This window comes from Bradyrhizobium icense (genome assembly GCF_001693385.1).
GTDB classification, from domain to species: Bacteria; Pseudomonadota; Alphaproteobacteria; order Rhizobiales; family Xanthobacteraceae; genus Bradyrhizobium; species Bradyrhizobium icense.
The window spans coordinates 4894475-4911328 of sequence record NZ_CP016428.1; the positions used below are offsets into that span (position 1 = coordinate 4894475).

The 16854-nt window shown below is 63.4% G+C and carries 14 protein-coding genes; 5 read left to right on the top strand and 9 right to left on the bottom strand.

Annotated features, from left to right (window positions below):
- Positions 1 to 225: 225 nt before the first annotated feature.
- The 3 genes from LMTR13_RS23245 to LMTR13_RS23255 form a co-directional block, all read right to left on the bottom strand.
- On the bottom strand, positions 226 to 1041 hold the full coding sequence (locus tag LMTR13_RS23245; RefSeq protein ID WP_083219156.1) for a Crp/Fnr family transcriptional regulator: 816 nt from the start codon (positions 1039 to 1041) through the stop codon (positions 226 to 228).
- Between the two features lie 210 nt (positions 1042 to 1251).
- A complete protein-coding gene (locus LMTR13_RS23250) occupies positions 1252 to 1941 on the bottom strand; it encodes an RlmE family RNA methyltransferase (RefSeq protein ID WP_065729848.1) in 690 nt (229 codons plus the stop codon).
- Positions 1942 to 2027: 86 nt separating this feature from the next.
- Positions 2028 to 2975 carry an alpha/beta fold hydrolase gene (locus LMTR13_RS23255; RefSeq protein ID WP_065729849.1) on the bottom strand — a complete coding sequence of 316 codons (948 nt, stop codon included), beginning with the start codon at positions 2973 to 2975 and terminating at the stop codon, positions 2028 to 2030.
- Positions 2976 to 3195: 220 nt separating this feature from the next.
- Here LMTR13_RS23255 and LMTR13_RS23260 point away from each other — a divergent pair, with 220 nt between their 5' ends.
- Positions 3196 to 3825 (top strand): phasin family protein, encoded by a 630-nt coding sequence (locus LMTR13_RS23260; RefSeq protein WP_065729850.1) that lies wholly within the window; start codon positions 3196 to 3198, stop codon positions 3823 to 3825.
- 85 nt (positions 3826 to 3910) lie between these two features.
- Here LMTR13_RS23260 and LMTR13_RS23265 read toward each other — a convergent pair whose 3' ends face one another.
- The gene (locus LMTR13_RS23265; RefSeq protein ID WP_065729851.1) at positions 3911 to 4954 is read right to left on the bottom strand and encodes a Ppx/GppA phosphatase family protein; all 1044 of its coding nucleotides are present in this window, start codon (positions 4952 to 4954) and stop codon (positions 3911 to 3913) included.
- Positions 4955 to 5173: 219 nt separating this feature from the next.
- On the opposite strand from LMTR13_RS23265, the gene LMTR13_RS23270 reads away from it, so the two are divergent.
- On the top strand, positions 5174 to 7549 hold the full coding sequence (locus LMTR13_RS23270) for a xanthine dehydrogenase family protein molybdopterin-binding subunit (protein WP_065732926.1): 2376 nt from the start codon (positions 5174 to 5176) through the stop codon (positions 7547 to 7549).
- A gap of 151 nt (positions 7550 to 7700) precedes the next feature.
- On the opposite strand, the gene LMTR13_RS23275 is transcribed toward LMTR13_RS23270, so the two are convergent.
- Complete coding sequence (locus LMTR13_RS23275; RefSeq protein ID WP_065729852.1) at positions 7701 to 8495, bottom strand: hypothetical protein; 795 nt, start codon at positions 8493 to 8495, stop codon at positions 7701 to 7703.
- 151 nt (positions 8496 to 8646) lie between these two features.
- On the opposite strand from LMTR13_RS23275, the gene LMTR13_RS23280 reads away from it, so the two are divergent.
- The 3 genes from LMTR13_RS23280 (at position 8647) to LMTR13_RS23290 (ending at position 12154) form a co-directional block, all read left to right on the top strand.
- Entirely contained in the window at positions 8647 to 9141 is a 495-nt protein-coding gene (locus LMTR13_RS23280; RefSeq protein ID WP_065729853.1) for a YaiI/YqxD family protein, read from the top strand.
- 3 nt (positions 9142 to 9144) lie between these two features.
- Positions 9145 to 10956, top strand: coding sequence for an ABC-F family ATP-binding cassette domain-containing protein (locus LMTR13_RS23285; protein WP_065729854.1), 1812 nt, complete (start codon positions 9145 to 9147; stop codon positions 10954 to 10956).
- A 115-nt stretch (positions 10957 to 11071) separates the two neighbouring features.
- On the top strand, positions 11072 to 12154 hold the full coding sequence (locus tag LMTR13_RS23290; RefSeq protein ID WP_065729855.1) for a D-TA family PLP-dependent enzyme: 1083 nt from the start codon (positions 11072 to 11074) through the stop codon (positions 12152 to 12154).
- Positions 12155 to 12199: 45 nt separating this feature from the next.
- Here LMTR13_RS23290 and LMTR13_RS23295 read toward each other — a convergent pair whose 3' ends face one another.
- The 4 genes from LMTR13_RS23295 to LMTR13_RS23310 all read right to left on the bottom strand — a co-directional run bounded on the left by LMTR13_RS23295 (position 12200) and on the right by LMTR13_RS23310 (position 16850).
- Positions 12200 to 13435 carry a BaiN/RdsA family NAD(P)/FAD-dependent oxidoreductase gene (locus LMTR13_RS23295; protein ID WP_065729856.1) on the bottom strand — a complete coding sequence of 412 codons (1236 nt, stop codon included), beginning with the start codon at positions 13433 to 13435 and terminating at the stop codon, positions 12200 to 12202.
- Positions 13436 to 13569: 134 nt separating this feature from the next.
- Positions 13570 to 14487, bottom strand: coding sequence for an SDR family NAD(P)-dependent oxidoreductase (locus tag LMTR13_RS23300; RefSeq protein ID WP_065729857.1), 918 nt, complete (start codon positions 14485 to 14487; stop codon positions 13570 to 13572).
- A 150-nt stretch (positions 14488 to 14637) separates the two neighbouring features.
- Positions 14638 to 15117, bottom strand: a complete 480-nt coding sequence (locus tag LMTR13_RS23305) for a MaoC family dehydratase (protein ID WP_065729858.1) — start codon at positions 15115 to 15117, stop codon at positions 14638 to 14640.
- Complete coding sequence (locus tag LMTR13_RS23310; protein WP_065729859.1) at positions 15114 to 16850, bottom strand: AMP-binding protein; 1737 nt, start codon at positions 16848 to 16850, stop codon at positions 15114 to 15116. The genes LMTR13_RS23305 and LMTR13_RS23310 overlap by 4 nt, the downstream gene beginning before the upstream one ends.
- Between the last annotated feature and the right edge of the window lie 4 nt (positions 16851 to 16854).

Below are 16854 nucleotides of genomic sequence, written 5' to 3' on the forward strand. Positions count from 1 at the left end.
TGCCCACGGACGGGACAAGCTATCCCGACAGGCATGAAAGCGGACCGGGAGAGCTTTCGATGCAGCCCGGTGTTTTTCGCGCGCACCTTTTGTTTGGTCTGCCAGTCCAATCACGAATGGTTTGCACGGGAGGCCTGGGTTCACGAGCCGGAAGAGAAATGGCGTATGCTCGGGTCCGCATTCGCCCTGCCGTAGATCGATGCCGTCGAAGCCCCTGCAATCCCGTCAATGCCCCTTGTGCCGTTGGACAGTCGCGCCCCGCTTCGGAGTGCGCTGCCGCTCTTCGTCCGCGTTGGCAATCAGGGAAGCTTCGGCCACAGGCGGCGATTTCATCTCGTCCGTCAGGACGATGCGATCGATTCTACGGCGCATGAGCTGGTAGCACTCGCATGTCGCCGCTTCGAGCCGCGTCCTGTCAATCTCGATCGAGCCCCGCCGGTTGGATCGGATTCCGCCCGCCTCGCGCAGCTTGCATACGACGTGTGTCACCGTCGGGCGGCGCACGCCGAGCAATTCCGAAAGCGTATCTTGCGTCAGCGGCAGGATGTCGCCGTCGGCCCGATCGTGGACTTGCAGCAACCATCTTGCCAGGCGGGCCGTTACCGAATGCAGCGCGTTGCAGGCTGCGACGTGCTGGAATTGCGCCATTAGCACCCTGATGTGTGTTTGAACCACTCCCCTCAAGGCGCTGCTGTGTTGAAGCGCCGCTTGAAACTGTGCCGGCGAGATCTGCAGCGCGGTCCCTGCCACCCGCACCACCGCCGTCATCGGAGAGCGGGAAGGCCCCAGCGTCGTCAGGACACCCACGGCTCCTTCATTGCCGACGACGGCGGTCGCGACGGTTTGTCCGCTCGGCATATCCATCACGAAGGCGATCAGGCCGCTAAGGGGGAAATATATTCGTTGTACTGGATCGCCCGACCGCACCAGCACGGTGTCCCGCTCAAGGGTCACCAGTCGGAAATGACGTACAAGCAAATCGAGGTCTGCTGGCGGCAACGCAGCTAACAGTAGATTACCAACTCTGGTCCTCTGCTCCATCACGGGAATACTCCCCAGACGGAGGCGCGGCTCGCTGCAGAATTCCTGATGGCGTCAGGGCTGCATGCGAATAAACAGACCGCGCCTGATTAATGAATACGCCGTATGAGGTAAAAGTTCCAGAGGATTCGCCAAGACCTAGCGCCCGTTTGCGCCTCCTACCACAACTGCTGGGGACGCTATCAGGTCATCGCGCCGCAAAGGTTGCGCTCAGGGCTGATTGCGCTGCCCTCGAAATCCCATCGCCAACACGTAGCGCTCCGAGGAATCCTGTCGGCTCGAGGCCGGCTTGACGTGACGCACGCTGGAAAAATCGCGCTTCAATTGTGCGACCAGTTCGGCATCGGCGCCGCTTTGAAACACCTTTGCCAGGAACGTCCCGCCGGGATTGAGCACCTCGGCGGCAAAGTGCGCGGCCGTCTCCACGAGGCCGATGATACGCAATTGATCGGTCTTGCGATGGCCCGTGGTGTTGGCTGCCATGTCGGACATCACGATGTCGGCGCGCCCGCCCATCATTGCGATCAGCTTTTCGGGTGCGTCCTCGGCCAGGAAATCGAGCTGCGCGAAAGCGACACCGGGAATTTCCGGCATTTCCAGCAGATCGATCGCGACCACTTTGCCCTTGCCATTGATCGCGCCGACGCGCCTGGCTGCGATCTGGCTCCAACCGCCGGGGGCTGCGCCGAGATCGACCACCGCCAGGCCGGGCTTGAGAAACCGATACTTGTCGTCGATTTCGATCAGCTTGTAGGCCGCGCGCGAGCGATAGCCCTCCCGCTTGGCCTTCGCCACGTAGGGATCGTTGAGCTGCCGCTCCAGCCAGAGCTTTGATGACAGCTTGCGCTTGCCCGCGCTCTTGACCGTGACGTGCAGCCGTCCGGTGGTGTCTTTCGCCATATCGATACTTGTCTTGAAATGTCAGCCCGGACCCGGAGCCTGGAATCAGTAGCACGGAAGTGGATGCGCATTGAAGCACGAGCCCCCTATTTGATCATGGCGATTTCCAGGGACTCGACGGCCTGAGCAATAGAGGTGCTGTCGGCATAGGTCACCATGTGTCCGGCGTCCGGCATGAGATGCAGGTCGGAACGACCAAGCACCTTGTGTAGACGTCTGGCCTGTTCGGGTTCGATAATCTGATCTCCCGTTCCATGGAAGATGTGGACCGGGCACCGAATGCTCGAATAGCGAAACTGGAACTGTACGGCTTGGGGAATGAGGAACGCGCTTTCCTCAGCGGCCGCCCTTAGCTGCTTTGGCCTGAGCGTCAGGGACGCCGGAAAGCCATGCTTGAAGTCTTCCGGGACAGAGCGGGGCGCAAAGAGCTTGCGAATGAGGGCCGGCAAAATGGCCCATGAGATAATCGGCGCAACCGTGTAGCGGACCAGGTCCCCCAATATCGGTATCGCTGGGCCCGATAGCATCCAGAAGTCCCACCGCGGCGTGGGGAAGTAGTACCCGGAGGCAAGCACAAGACCGCGGATCGGGTAGTCATGTTGAAATCCGATGGCGGCAGCGACCAGCGTGCCCCATGAGTGGCCGAGCACGACGGGATCGCGCACGCCGAGCTGATTAAGAGCCTTCACAAACAGCGCCGCCTGGGACGTTGCAGTCCAGATCCGCGCGCGCGGCCGCTGGCTGTAGCCGAAGCCGGGCCGATCAAAGCATATGACCCGGCTGCGGCTGGCAAGACGATCCACGAGTCCGCTGATGATGAAATCCTGGATCATCGTGCCGTTGCCATGGAACAGCACGACGCACCGAGCTGCCGGGTCACCCCGTTCGAGGTAATGCAGCCGCACACCATCGCAGTCGATGAAACGGCCGATCGGTGGGTTCTTCCGTTCGGCCGTGAACGAGAACACTATATTCCCAATCACCAGAACAAGGAGGACACCCAGAACGACTAAGATAACTTCGGCAGTGGACATTCGCTGAGCCTCGTGCCGTGCGTAGCGATCCGAATTGCGGGGCGTGAATAGCCAGTCTGCGGCATAACCGCGACATGTTGCCGACGTTCCTAAGTGGTCGTTGCGAACTAAGCGAGGAGCGCAGAAAAGATCGGAAGGCTTTGGAACGGTCCTACCGCGATTGCGTTGCTCGGGTCGGAGCTGGGGGAATCATCAAACTGCAATCAGCGGAGAAATTCAGATGGCAAACCCACGCCAAGAGGAAAAGTCTACCCAAGGCATGGAAGACGCCGCCCGCCGCGCCGGCGAGAGGACTGCTGAACAGACCAGCCGGTTTGGACAAGCTGCAGCCGAGCAGACGACGCGGATCGGACAGGCCGCGGCTGAAGCCGGCGAGCAAGTGGCCCGGGCTGGTGCTACCCTGTTCCAGCAAAACGCCGAGACGTTGCAGAGCACCTGGCGCTTCGGGCTGGATATGGCGACGACCGTCATGGGGCGCTCCACGGAGCAACTGGGCCGCACGCTCGGTCTGTCGGGAGACGGAGTGCAACAGGCAGCCGAACGATCGGCCCGCAACGCGCAAACCATCCTTTACACCGGCACAACTGCTGCCAAAGTGATGAGCGGGATGTCGCAGGAATACCTGCAATTGGTTCGGCATCAGGTCGAGACAAGCATGGACCGCATGAATGAATTGTGGGCCTGCCGAACTCCTCAGGAGGTTGCAGCCGTTCAGACAGACCTGGTACGTGAGACCGTGGGATCTGTTCTGGAGAGCAGCCGCCGGATAGCCGACATGTCGCTCAAATTGGCCGACGATGCCGGAAAGCAGATCAAGCAAAATATGGATGAGATACGGCGTGCCGCCTAGTGCGGCCCTCCGGCTCAGCTTTCAGGGAAGAGCGGCCGGCTGTCGGCCGCTTTTCCAGTTTTGGGGCATAGCCGGCACTCGCGCATCAGCACGGCCGCAGCGCGCCGTCCTCGCGCATCATCTCCACCAGCATGCCCTCGCGCAGGCCGCGGTCGGCCACCCTGAGCCGAGGCAATGGGAAGGCGTCGCGGATCGCGTCGAGAATGGCGCAGCCGGCCAGCACCAGATCGGCGCGCTCGACGCTGATGCAATTATTGTTGGCGCGCTCGTGATAGCTCATGCCGAGCAGCCGCTGGATCACGGCGGTGACGTCGGGACCGTTCATCCAGACGCCATCGATGCGCCGGCGGTCGTAGCGCGCCAGATTGAGATGGACGCCTGCAAGCGTCGTCACAGTGCCCGAGGTTCCCAGCATATGCATGTCCCGCAAATCCGTGCCGTGCTCGGCCGCGAACGGCGCCACATATTGCGCGACTTCGCGCACCATCCGCGCATAGGAATCCGCCGTAACGTCGCGCCCGCCGAAATGCTCGGCCAGCGTGACGACACCGAGCGGAACCGACATCCACGCCTTGATGCGCGGCGCCGCGTTCTGCTCTTCCGGATCGCGCTCGATCCGCACCAGCTCGGTCGAGCCGCCGCCGATGTCGAACAGGATCGCGCCCCGCCCTTTTGCGTCGAGCAGCGGCGAGCAGCCGATCACGGCCAGCGTCGCCTCGGTCTCGCGATCGATCACCTCGAGGCGGATGCCGGTCTCGCTTGCGACGCGGTCACGAAAGCTGTCGGCATTGGCGGCGGCGCGGCAGGCTTCGGTTGCGATCAACCGCAGGCGTTTGGCCTTGCGGTAGCGGATCTTGTCGCTGCAAATGCTGAGCGCCGCAATGGCGCGCTCGATCGCCGCCTCGCTGATGGAACCGGTTGCCGAAATGCCCTCGCCGAGCCGGATGATCCGCGAAAACGAATCCACGACGCGAAAGCCGTCGCCGGCCGGGCTGGCGATCAAGAGCCGGCAATTATTGGTGCCAAGGTCGAGCGCGGCATAGACACCATTTGCTGCGGCCGCCGCAACCGACCCTGACGGGCTTGCGCAGGCCGGAAGCCCTTCGCGCAGCCGCGTATCCTCGTTCATCAAAACTGTCTTTCCGCAGGCCGCTTCCGGCCGCCGAAGAAAAATTACCGTTCACGGAAACTTTAGCAGCGCCAAGGGGCTACGCAACAACCCATCACATAGGACTATGTCCAATCAGGCGTTGTCGTGCATGACGCAGTGCGTTATCTGAGCGGGAACTCGCGGAACCAAGAATCCAACAAGAATCCACGAGAATCCCAAGCATTTCAGGTGTTTTCGATGCAAGACCACACGTCGCCCCCCTCTCTGGACAACGCTATCGCACTGCAAAAATACGGTGTGGGGCAGCCGGTGCGGCGCAAGGAAGACGACACGCTGGTGCGCGGCAAGGGCAAATACACCGACGATTTCGCCCTGCCCGGCCAAGCCTATTGCTGGATGGTGCGCTCCAGCCATGCCCACGGAATCATCAGGGGGATCGGCACGGCCGCCGCTAAGGCGACGCCGGGCGTGCTCGGCGTCTGGACCGGCAAGGACCTGGAAGCAGCCGGCTACGGCCCCTTCACCTGCGGCCTGCCGTTGAAGAGCCGGGATGGCTCGCCGCTATTGCAGACCAACCGTCCGGCGCTGGCGACTGACAAGGTGCGCTTCGTCGGCGACCCCGTGGCCTTCGTGGTCGCGGAAACGCTGGCGCAGGCGCGCGATGCGGCGGAGGCTGTCGAGCTCGACATCGAGCCGCTTCCCGCCGTGACCGATGCAGCGGAAGCGGCAAAGCCCGGCGCACCGCAACTCTATGATCACATCCCGAATAACGTCGCGCTGGATTATCACTATGGCGATGCCGCCAAGATCGACGCCGCGTTCGCTACCGCCGCCCATGTGACCAGGCTCGACATCGTCAACACCCGCGTCGCCGTGGTTTCGATGGAGCCGCGCGTGGCGCTGGCGGCTTTCGACAAGGCTGCCGAACGCTTCACGCTGCAGGTGCCGACGCAAGGCGTCTCCGGCAACAAGGTGACGCTGGCAAAAATCCTCAACGTGCCGAACGACAAGGTGCGGATCCTGACCGCCAATGTCGGCGGCTCCTTCGGCATGAAGAACGTCAGCTATCCCGAATATACCTGCATCCTGCACGCGGCGAAGGCGCTTGGCCGGCCGGTGAAGTGGACCGACGAGCGCTCGACCAGCTTCCTCTCCGACAGCCACGGACGCGCGCAGCTCATCCACGCCGAACTGGCGCTGGATGCCGAAGGCAAGTTTCTCGCGGTGCGCCTCTCGGGCTACGGCAATCTCGGCGCCTACATCACCGGCGTCGCGCCGGGGCCGTTGTCGCTCAACACCGGCAAGAATCTCGCCAGCGTCTACCGCACCCCGCTGCTCGGCGTCGACATCAAGACGGTATTGACCAACACCACGCTGATGGGCGCCTATCGCGGCGCTGGACGGCCCGAGGCCAATTACTATATGGAGCGACTGATCGACCGCGCCGCCGACGAAATGGGCATCAACCGGCTGACGCTGCGCAAGCGCAACTTCATCAAGCCGTCGCAACTGCCGTTCGCGGCGGCAAGCGGTGTCACCTATGACAGCGGCGATTTCGCCGGCGTGTTCAACAAGGCGCTGGAAATTTCCGACCACGCCAATTTTGCCAAGCGCAAGAAGGAGAGCAGGAAGAACGGTAAGCTGCGCGGCATTGCCGTCGGCTCGTATCTGGAAGTGACCGCGCCGCCGAGCGGCGAACTCGGCAAGATAACCTTCGAGCCGGACGGGTCGGTGAAGCTGACCACTGGTACGCTCGACTACGGCCAGGGTCACGCCACGCCGTTCGCGCAGGTGCTGTCGGCGCAGCTCGGCGTTCCCTTCGAGAAGATCACGCTCGAGCAGAACGACAGCGATCTCGTCCGCTTCGGCAACGGCACCGGCGGCTCGCGGTCGATCACCGCGACGGGCCAGGCGATCGTGGAGGCCTCCGCGCTCGTGATCGAAAAGGGCAAACAGGCGGCCGCACACCTGATGGAAGCCTCCGAAGGCGACATCGAATTCGCTGGTGGCCGCTTCACCATTGCCGGCACCGACCGCTCGATCGGCATCATGGATCTGGCGAAGCGCCTGCGCGAGGGCAAGATGCCCGAAGGCGTGCCGCTGTCGCTCGACGTCGACCATGCTACCAAGGACACGCCGTCCACTTTTCCCAACGGCTGTCATGTCGCGGAAGTGGAAATCGATCCCGAAACCGGCGCCGTGAAAATCATCCGCTATTTCGCCGTCAATGATTTCGGCACCGTGGTCAATCCGATGATCGTCGCCGGCCAGTTGCATGGCGGAGTCGCGCAAGGCATCGGGCAGGCGCTGATGGAGCAGGTCAGCTACGATGCCAGCGGCCAGCCGATCACCGGCTCGTTCATGGATTACGCGCTGCCGCGGGCCGAAGACATTCCGCCGATGGAGATCGGCGACCATCCCTCGCCCGCCAAATCCAATCCGCTGGGCACCAAGGGCTGCGGCGAAGCCGGCTGCGCCGGCAGCCTCGTCTGCATCGTCAACGCGGTGCTCGACGCGCTGTCGGACTACGGTATCACGCACATCGACATGCCGCTGACGCCGGAACGGGTGTGGCGCACAATCCAGGATGCGAAGGCGAAGGCGGCGGCATGAGGTCGCCCCCACACCCACAACTGTCATCGCCCGCGAAGGCGGGCGATCCAGTATCCAAGAGACGCCAGTAGTCAAGCGATAGGCCGCAGCGTACTGGATTCCCCGCCTTCGCGGGGAATGACAATCTGAGATTGGACGCGGGCGTTGCCCTCTACGCCGCCGCCTGCTCGCGCGGCTGGTAGATCGCAATGTGGTGGCAATGCGCCAGCGGCGTCCTGCCGTTGCCGATGACCAGCGCGTCGAGCTCGACGAAACGGTGGCCCTTCTTGTCGTAATTGCCGACCACTTTCGCACGCGCCGTGATGACGTCGCCAGCCTTCGCCGCTGAAAGCAGTTGCATGCGGCTGCCGACGTGAATCCACGGGCCCAGGATGGCATTATCGACCAGCACGCGGTTCATCACCCGTTGCAGCAGGCCGGGATGGCCGAGACCTTCTCTGGCGTAGATCGGATCGGTTTCCCTGATGTCGGCGAGATATCCCGCGGCCGCTTCGCCCGCCCAGTCTCGCGGGGTGGTGCCGAGCCATTTGCCGACTTCATAGGAAGACGCGTTGACCGGCTTGCGCTCCGCTACCGCCGCGACTTCCTCGTAGTCTGCGATCGAAACAGCCGGTGCGGAGACCGGCAAGGACGCAGTACCGGTGGCGCAAAGCTGGCCGCGGCTCTGCACCTCGATCGACAACACGCCGTTGCTTTCTTCCGCCGTCAGCTCCGCGAGCTCGCCGTCATAGACCGGCTTGACGAAGCGCGCCTCGATCAATCCGCGCTCCAGAAAGGCACGGCCCCATTTGGCAACCGGCTGGTGCATCATGTAGGCCATCACGTCGACGCCGGGGACCAGCCCACCCGAAAACCCGAACCGCTTTGCCACGGTGTCGTCATGCATCTTGTTTTCGGATTGTTTGGCGGTGTTGTAGGCTTGGACGCGATACGGCTCGGTGGGCATGCCCGTTTCCTGTTGTTTTTGGTTGTTTTTCCGCCGGTTATGGTACGCAAAGAATGTGCCGTGGCAAGCGTGTTCCCCGCCCCTGTTTTCCTCGCATTCCGGCATCGAATAGGTTACCACGCGCCGGCAAAAGGACCGCTGTCGAGCCGATATGCCTGACGTGAACCAGACCCGCATCTATGTCGATGCCGACGCCTGCCCGGTGAAGGACGAGATCTATCGCGTCGCGATCCGCCACGGCCTGCCGGTCAGCGTCGTTGCGGGAAATTTCATCCGCGTGCCGCAGGATCCGTTGATCGAGCGCATCGCCGCCGGTTCAGGCATGGACGCCGCCGACGACTGGATCGCAGAGCGCGCCGGCCGCGGCGATATCGTCATCACATCGGATATCCCGCTCGCCAGCCGCTGCGTGAAGGTGGGCGCGGAGGTAATTGCGCCGACCGGCAAGCCGTTTACGGAAGCATCGATCGGCATGACGCTGGCCGTTCGCAACCTCATGACCGACTTGCGCTCATCGGGCGAAGTGACCGGCGGTCCAAGATCGTTCGCCCCGCGCGACCGCTCGGCATTCCTTTCCGCGCTCGACCAGACCATCCGCCGCATCCAGCGCCAGCGGGCGCAACAGCCTGCGCCGAACCAGGGTTGAACGATGGCGCCGCCGCTGATCCAGTTGAAAGATATCAGGCTGACGTTTGGCGGCACGCCGCTATTGTCGGGCGTTGAACTAACAGTGTCATCAGGCGAGCGCGTCTGCCTGATCGGCCGCAACGGCTCGGGGAAATCGACGCTGCTGAAGATCGCGGCCGGCCTGGTCGAGCCCGACAGCGGCAGCCGCTTCGTGCAGCCCGGCGCTACCATCCGCTATCTGCCGCAGGAGCCTGATTTCGGCAACCACAAGACCACGCTTGCCTATGTCGAGGCAGGCCTTGGCCCCGGCGACGATCATTACCAGGCGCGCTATCTCATCGAACAGCTCGGCCTCTCCGGCGATGAAGACCCCGCGCATGTCTCCGGTGGCGAGGCCCGCCGCGCAGCGCTGGCGCGGGTGCTGGCGCCCGCGCCCGACATCCTGCTGCTGGACGAACCGACCAACCATCTCGATCTGCCGACCATCGAATGGCTGGAAGGCGAACTGGCGAGCCGGAAATGCGCGCTCGTCCTCATCAGCCACGACCGTCGCTTCCTCTCCAACCTGTCGCGCGCAACCGCCTGGCTCGACCGCGGCCAGATCCGGCAGATCGACCGCGGTTTCTCCGCGTTCGAAGCCTGGCGCGACGAAGTGCTGGCGGAAGAGGAGCGCGAGCAGCACAAGCTCGACCGCAAGATCGTCAATGAAGAGCACTGGCTGCGTTACGGCGTCTCCGGCCGCCGCAAGCGCAACGTCAAGCGGCTCGGCAATCTGCATGCGCTACGCGACCAGCGGCGCAACTATCGTGGCGCGACGGGTAACGCCAATCTCGCTGCCGCTGAGGCGGAAAAGTCCGGCAGGCTGGTGATCGAGGCCAAAAACATCTGCAAGGCCTATGGCGAACGCAACATCGTCGAGAGCTTTTCGACCCGCATCCAGCGCGGCGACCGCATCGGCATCGTCGGCCCGAACGGCGCCGGCAAGACGACGCTGGTTCATCTCTTGATCGGCAACGATCCGCCCGACTCTGGCTCGGTGCGGCTCGGCGCCAACATCGAAATGGCAACCCTCGACCAGCACCGCGAGAGCCTCGACCCGAAATCGACGCTCGCCGAAGCCTTGACCGGCGGCCGCGGCGACCACGTGATGGTCGGCGGCAAGCCGAAACACGTCATCGGCTACATGAAGGATTTTCTGTTCGCCGAGGTGCAGCGCGGCACGCCGCTGGAGGCGCTGTCCGGCGGCGAGCGCGGCCGGCTGATGCTGGCGCGCGCGCTGGCAAAGCCGTCGAACCTCCTGGTGCTGGACGAGCCGACCAACGACCTCGATCTCGAAACGCTCGACGTGCTGGAAGAGATGCTCGGCGATTACGAGGGCACGGTGATCCTGATCAGCCACGACCGCGATTTCCTCGACCGCGTGGTGACGTCGGTAATCGTGCCTGAAGGCAATGGCCGCTGGATCGAGTATGCCGGCGGTTATACCGACATGCTGGCGCAACGCGGCGGGGATCTCTCACGCGAAGCGCCCAAGGCAGCCGCCCTGGAAGAAAAGAAAGGGACGAAGGTTGCTGCACCTACCTCCGCCCCAAAGCGCCGGCTGAACTTCAACGAGAAGCACGCGCTGGAGACGCTACCGAAGACGATCGCGAAATTGCAGGCCGAGATCGCAAAGCAGCAGAAGCTGCTTGACGATCCCGACCTCTATGCCAAGGATCGCCAGAAATTCGACGCGGCGTCATCGGCGATTTCAAAGGCACAGGAAGAGCTGGCCGCCGCCGAAGACCGGTGGCTGGAGCTGGAAGTTTTGCGCGAAGAAATAGAACAAGCGTAATTCGTACGATGGGTGGAGCGCAGCGATACCCATCATGATGCATCGAAACGATTGATGGGTATCGCTTCGCTCCACCCATCCTGCGGGTTCACACGATGTCGAAAGAGAGAAGAGCATGACAACGCCCCTCGCCGCCAAGATCGCCCGCGACTACGGCACGCCCTGCGCCGTGATCGACATGGACCGTGTCGAGCGCAACATCGCTCGCATCCAGGTCGCGTGCGATACGGCCGGCGTCGCCAACCGGCCGCATATCAAGACCCACAAGAGTCCGCTGCTGGCGCAGATGCAGGTCGCGGCCGGCGCCAAGGGCATCACCTGCCAGAAGCTCGGCGAGGCCGAAGTGATGGCGGAAGCCGGCATCGGCGACATCCTGATCAGCTACAATCTGATCGGCGAGGAGAAGATGGCTCGCCTCGCGGCGCTGCAGGCCAAGGCCAACATGACGGTGGCCGCCGACAATTCGACCGTGATCGCCGGCCTGCCGCAGGCGGCTGCCGCGTCGGGCCGTCCGCTTTCAGTCGTGGTCGAATGCGATACGGGGCGCAAGCGCGCCGGCGTCGAGACGCCGGCCGAAGCCATTGCGCTGGCGCGCGAGATCGCGGGCTCGAGAGGACTGCAGTTTGCCGGCTTCATGCTCTACCCGACCGAGACCGGCTGGGCTGAGGCGCAGAAGTTTTTCGACGAGGCTTTGGCGGGCGTCCGCGCCCATGGGCTCGATGCGACGATGGTGTCGACCGGCGGCTCGCCCAACCTCAAAAATCTCGGCAAGCTCAAGGGCGCGACCGAGCATCGGCCCGGCACCTATATCTACAACGACCGCATGCAGGTCGCGGCTGGGGTCGCCGAATGGGACGATTGCGCGCTGAACATCTATTCCACCGTCGTGAGCCGCGCCGGCCCGGACCGCGGCATTCTGGACGCCGGCTCGAAGACGCTGACATCGGATCCCGGCGGCGGCCTCGACGGTTACGGGCTGATCCTGGAGCACCCCGAAGCGAAGATCGCGCGCTTTGCGGAAGAGCACGGCTTTCTCGATCTCACCCGCAGCAACACAAGGCCTGTTGTCGGCGACGTCGTGCGGATCGTGCCGAACCACGTCTGCGTCGTCGTCAACATGATGGACGAGGTGGTGATGGTGCGCGGCGATGAGATCGTCGGCGTGCTGCCGGTCGCGGCGCGGGGGAAGCTGCGGTAGGGAGTGCCGTCGACGCCACAGCCGTCATTGCTTGCAATAACGGGGTTAGATTTTTCGCTCCAGCCACTTCAACGCCCCTCTCCCTGCCACCGTCCCCGTCGCGAACGAGGCCTGCAGGAGATAGCCGCCGGTCGGGGCTTCCCAATCGAGCATTTCGCCCGCCGCAAACACGCCGGGCAAGCGGCGGAACATGAAATCGGCATCGAGTTCGTCGAAGGGTACGCCGCCCGCCGTCGAAATCGCGCGTGCGATCGGAGCTGTGCCGGTGAGTTCGAGCGGGACGGCGTTGATCAGTCGGGCGAGATCGGCCGGCGGCAATGACGACAGCGACAGGCCGTGTGCCTTGGCGGCCTCCTGCAGCAAGCCGATCGCAACAGGCGACAGATGCGCGGCCTTGCGCAGGAAGTTAGACAGGGATTGTTTGCCCTTTGGCGCCGATAGCCGTGCGATCAGGTCCCCTCTCTCAAGATCGGGCCGCAGGGCGACGTCGAGTGTCACGTGTCCAGAGCTGACAACGGCCATGCGCAATTCGGCTGATAGCGCGTAGATCGCACCGCCCTCAATGCCGGTGCGAGTAACGATGGCTTCGCCTCGCACGGTATGCGCTCCAAACGTCAACGTCACGCCCTTGAGCGGCTGGCCTTCAAAGCGGTCACGGAAGATTTCCGACCAGCCGACGGTGAAGCCGGAATTTGCCGGCCGAAGCGGAGATATCTTTACACGCTCCGCGGCGAGCGTTTCCGTCCACGTGCCGTCTGAACCAAGCCGCGGCCAACTCGCGCCCCCGAGCGCCAGCACGGTTGCGCGAGGCTCGACGACGAACGGTCCACCAGGCGTTTCAAAGCGCAGCCGGCTTTGCTCATCCCAGCCGGTCCAGCGATGGCGCAGCGCGAACTGCACGCCTTGCGAGACCAGCCGCCGTAGCCAAGCGCGTAACAAGGGCGACGCCTTGAAGGCTTTCGGGAACACGCGGCCGCTGGAGCCGACAAAAGTCTCCTGCCCCAGTGCCTCGCTCCAGTCGCGCAACGCCTGCGGCGGAAATGCTTCGATGGCGGCTTTCAGGTGCGGCATCGCCTCGCGATAGCGGGCAAGGAATTGCGGCAACGGCTCGCTGTGCGTGAGGTTGAGCCCGCCTCGCCCGGCCATCAGGAACTTGCGGCCGGCGGATGGCATCGCGTCATAGACGCTGACCGCAGCGCCGCCTTGCGCGAGCACTTCGGCGGCCATCAGCCCGGCGGGGCCGGCGCCGACGATCGCGATGTTTTTGGAGTGCGATGACATGAGGGAAGTGTAACCGTATCGACGGTTCGTAGGGTGGGCAAAGCGAAGCGTGCCCACCACTTTTACCGGCGTTCGGGATGCATGGTGGGCACGGCGCAAAGTGCGCCTTTGCCCACCCTACGAATTTGCGCGCACTACAGCTTGATCCCCGCCCTCGCCGCGGCCTGCGCGACATACTTCTGCGTCTGCTCGAACGCGCCCTGCAGCGCCTTGGCTTTCGACACGTCGTCGATCTCGGCGAAATGTGCCGCAATCGCATCCGGCGTCCAGTCGGACTGGGCCAAGTTGATGCCTTCGGTCTCGATGATCTTGATCACCGCGAAAGAGCCGGCGCCCGCGCCCATGATGGTGCGGGTCGGTGCGTCCTCGCTGAGCAGATATTCCACCGCGGGCGTGATCGCCTCGGGCTTCATCAGCGCCAGCGCCTGCGGCGGCAGCAGTTCTTCCGTCATGCGGGTCGCCGCCGTCGGCGAGATCGTGTTGACGCGGATGTTGTTCTTGCGGCCTTCCTCGGCCAGCACGTTCATCAGGCCGACCATGCCGGCTTTGGCCGCGCCGTAATTGGCCTGGCCGAAATTGCCGAACAGGCCCGACGACGAGGTGGTCAGCACGATACGGCCGTAATTGCGCTCGCGCATGCCTTCCCACACCGCCTTGCAGCAATAAAATGTGCCGACGAGATGGACATCGAGCACCTTGGCAAAGTCGGCGACATCCATTTTTCCGAACGACTTGTCGCGGAGAATGCCGGCATTGGCGCAGAGCAGATCGACACTACCCCACTCCTTCGTGGCTCGCTCGACCATCGCCGTGACTTGTCCGAACTTCGAGACATCGGCGCCGTCGGCCATCGCGGTGCCACCGCCCTTGCGGATTTCCTCGACCACGGCTTCGGCCGGCGTCAGCGAGCCGCCGGTGCCGTCCCGCGCACCGCCAAAATCGTTAACGACGACCTTGGCGCCGCGGCTCGCCAGCCCCAGCGCGTGCGCCCGTCCCAGACCATTGCCCGCGCCCGTGACGATTGCGACGCGTCCGTCAAACCTGATTGCCATGTGTGGTATTCCCGGATTCTAGCTCTATCGTCATGGCCGGGCTTGACCCGGCCATTCATCAAAAACAAGACTTTTTGAGCAGCGATGGATGGCCGGGTCAACTGCTTTGAAGATGCGCTTCGCGCTTTAGCCCGGCAATGAAAGGGGAATCTATTCGAAGTAGATCAGCCCGATCCAGTCGGCGACCAGCGCCGGCTTGTCCTCGCCCTCGATCTCGACGGTAACGTTGGTGCGCGACTGCAACTCTTTCGGCTTGCGCAGCTTGGCTTCAACAAGCGTAAAACGGCCGCGGACCCGCGAGCCGGCGCGGACCGGCGAGAGGAAACGCAGCTTGTCGAAACCGTAATTGACGCCCATCGATGTGCCTTCGATGACCGGCATCACTTCATAGGACATGATGCTCATCAAGGACATCGTCAGAAAGCCATGCGCGATGGTATTGCCGAACGCGGTTTCCTTCTTGGCCCTTTCAGGGTCGACATGAATGAACTGATGGTCTTCGATCACGTCGGCATAGAGGTTGATCCGGCTCTGGTCGATCAGGTGCCACGACGACACGCCGATCTCCTTGCCGACCATGGCCTGATAGGCCTCAAACGAGACCGGCGGCTTCTTCCAGACTTCATTCATTGACTACTCTCCAGCCCGGCGGTCCGCACCTTCTGCAACTCCGGGAATTCTTCTTCGCGGAACTCGGCGCCGCGCAGCGCGTCACTGCGGTTATTATCATGTTCGAGCCGGCGCAACTGCACACGGCGGATTTTTCCCGAAATCGTCTTCGGCAGCTCCGTCACCAGTTCGATCTTGCGGATGCGCTTGAAGGGGGCAAGCCGGGCATGCAGGTGTTTGAAGATCGACAGCGCCGTCTCCGGCGTGCGTTCCACGCCTGATGTCAGCAGCACATAGGCCTTCGGAATAGCGAGCCTGATAGGATCGGGGCTGGGGACGACCGCAGCTTCAGCTACCCATTCATGTTCGAGCAAAACGCTTTCCAGCTCGAACGGGCTGATGCGGTAGTCCGACGATTTGAAGACATCGTCCGAGCGGCCGACAAAGGTGAGATAGCCCTCGTCGTCGGCAAACACCACATCGCCACTGCGATAGAGGTCGCCGTCCGCGCCGCTCAATTTGCCGTCGTCGCCTTGATAGCCCTGCATCAGGCCTGCGGGGCGTTCGGCGCCGAGCACGAGCGTCACCTCCCCTTCTTTGGTGACCTGGCCGTCATTGTCGGTGATCCGCACCCGGTAGCCCGGCAACGGACGGCCCATCGAGCCGACCTTGACCTTCTGGCCTGGTGAATTGCCGGCCAGCGCCGCGGTCTCGGTCTGGCCATAGCCGTCGCGGATGGTCAGCCCCCACGCCGCCTTCACCTGGTCGATCACTTCAGGGTTGAGCGGCTCGCCGGCGCCGCAGACCTCGCGCAGGCTGACCTTGAAATCCGCGAGCTTCTCCTGGATGAACAGCCGCCACACCGTCGGCGGCGCGCACAGCGTGGTTACGCCGCAACGGCCGATCGTCGCGAGCAAGGCCTTGGCGTCGAAGCGCGGCTGGTTTACGACGAACACGGCGGCGCCCGCATTCCACGGCGCGAAGAAGCAGCTCCAGGCGTGCTTGGCCCAGCCGGGCGAGGAAATGTTGAGATGGACGTCGCCCGGCTGCAGGCCGAGCCAGAACATCGTCGAGAGGTGGCCAATAGGATAGCTGCGCTGGCTGTGCCGCACCAGCTTTGGCTTTGCCGTGGTGCCCGAGGTGAAATAGAGCAGCATCGGATGGTCGGCGCTGGTCGGTCCGTCGGGCGTAAACTCTTCTGAGGCGCTTGCGGCCTGCTCGTACGGAAGCCAGCCATCATGCTGCGATGTTGCACCGACCACGATGCGCACCAGTCCGTCGCTGCCAAGGCCTGCAAATTTTGCCACCTGATCCTGCGAGGCAACCACCGCCCGCGCCCTGCCCCGCTCGAGCCGATCGCGCAATTCATCGGATGTAAGCAGCGTGGTGGCAGGAATCACGACCACGCCAAGCTTCATTGCCGCCAGCATGGTCTCCCACAGTGGCACGACATTGCCGAGCAGCAATAACAAATGATCGCCGCGCTTCAGTCCCTGCGCACGCAGGAAGTTCGCGACCTGATTGGAGCGGCGCGACAGCGTGGCGAAGGAAAGTTTTGTCTCCTTGTCGCCGGGATCGACGATCCAGAGCGCCGGGCGATCCCGGCTCTCAGGATTGCGCGCGAGCTCCGCGTCGAACCAGTCGAGCGCCCAGTTGAACGGAACCGGATCGGGCCAGCGAAATCCCTTCACGGCCGCATCGTAATCGGTGCGGTGCTTGAGCAGAAAGGCGCGCGCTTCCTGGAAGGTCGTCATCAGG

Bases quoted from the DNA above. Each gene is read 5' to 3' on its own strand.
- LMTR13_RS23245 (WP_083219156.1), bottom strand. From the start codon at position 1,041: ATGGAGCAGAGGACCAGAGTTGGTAATCTACTGTTAGCTGCGTTGCCG.
- LMTR13_RS23250 (WP_065729848.1), bottom strand. From the start codon at position 1,941: ATGGCGAAAGACACCACCGGACGGCTGCACGTCACGGTCAAGAGCGCG.
- LMTR13_RS23255 (WP_065729849.1), bottom strand. From the start codon at position 2,975: ATGTCCACTGCCGAAGTTATCTTAGTCGTTCTGGGTGTCCTCCTTGTT.
- LMTR13_RS23260 (WP_065729850.1), top strand. From the start codon at position 3,196: ATGGCAAACCCACGCCAAGAGGAAAAGTCTACCCAAGGCATGGAAGAC.
- LMTR13_RS23265 (WP_065729851.1), bottom strand. From the start codon at position 4,954: ATGAACGAGGATACGCGGCTGCGCGAAGGGCTTCCGGCCTGCGCAAGC.
- LMTR13_RS23270 (WP_065732926.1), top strand. From the start codon at position 5,174: ATGCAAGACCACACGTCGCCCCCCTCTCTGGACAACGCTATCGCACTG.
- LMTR13_RS23275 (WP_065729852.1), bottom strand. From the start codon at position 8,495: ATGCCCACCGAGCCGTATCGCGTCCAAGCCTACAACACCGCCAAACAA.
- LMTR13_RS23280 (WP_065729853.1), top strand. From the start codon at position 8,647: ATGCCTGACGTGAACCAGACCCGCATCTATGTCGATGCCGACGCCTGC.
- LMTR13_RS23285 (WP_065729854.1), top strand. From the start codon at position 9,145: ATGGCGCCGCCGCTGATCCAGTTGAAAGATATCAGGCTGACGTTTGGC.
- LMTR13_RS23290 (WP_065729855.1), top strand. From the start codon at position 11,072: ATGACAACGCCCCTCGCCGCCAAGATCGCCCGCGACTACGGCACGCCC.
- LMTR13_RS23295 (WP_065729856.1), bottom strand. From the start codon at position 13,435: ATGTCATCGCACTCCAAAAACATCGCGATCGTCGGCGCCGGCCCCGCC.
- LMTR13_RS23300 (WP_065729857.1), bottom strand. From the start codon at position 14,487: ATGGCAATCAGGTTTGACGGACGCGTCGCAATCGTCACGGGCGCGGGC.
- LMTR13_RS23305 (WP_065729858.1), bottom strand. From the start codon at position 15,117: ATGAATGAAGTCTGGAAGAAGCCGCCGGTCTCGTTTGAGGCCTATCAG.
- LMTR13_RS23310 (WP_065729859.1), bottom strand. From the start codon at position 16,850: ATGACGACCTTCCAGGAAGCGCGCGCCTTTCTGCTCAAGCACCGCACC.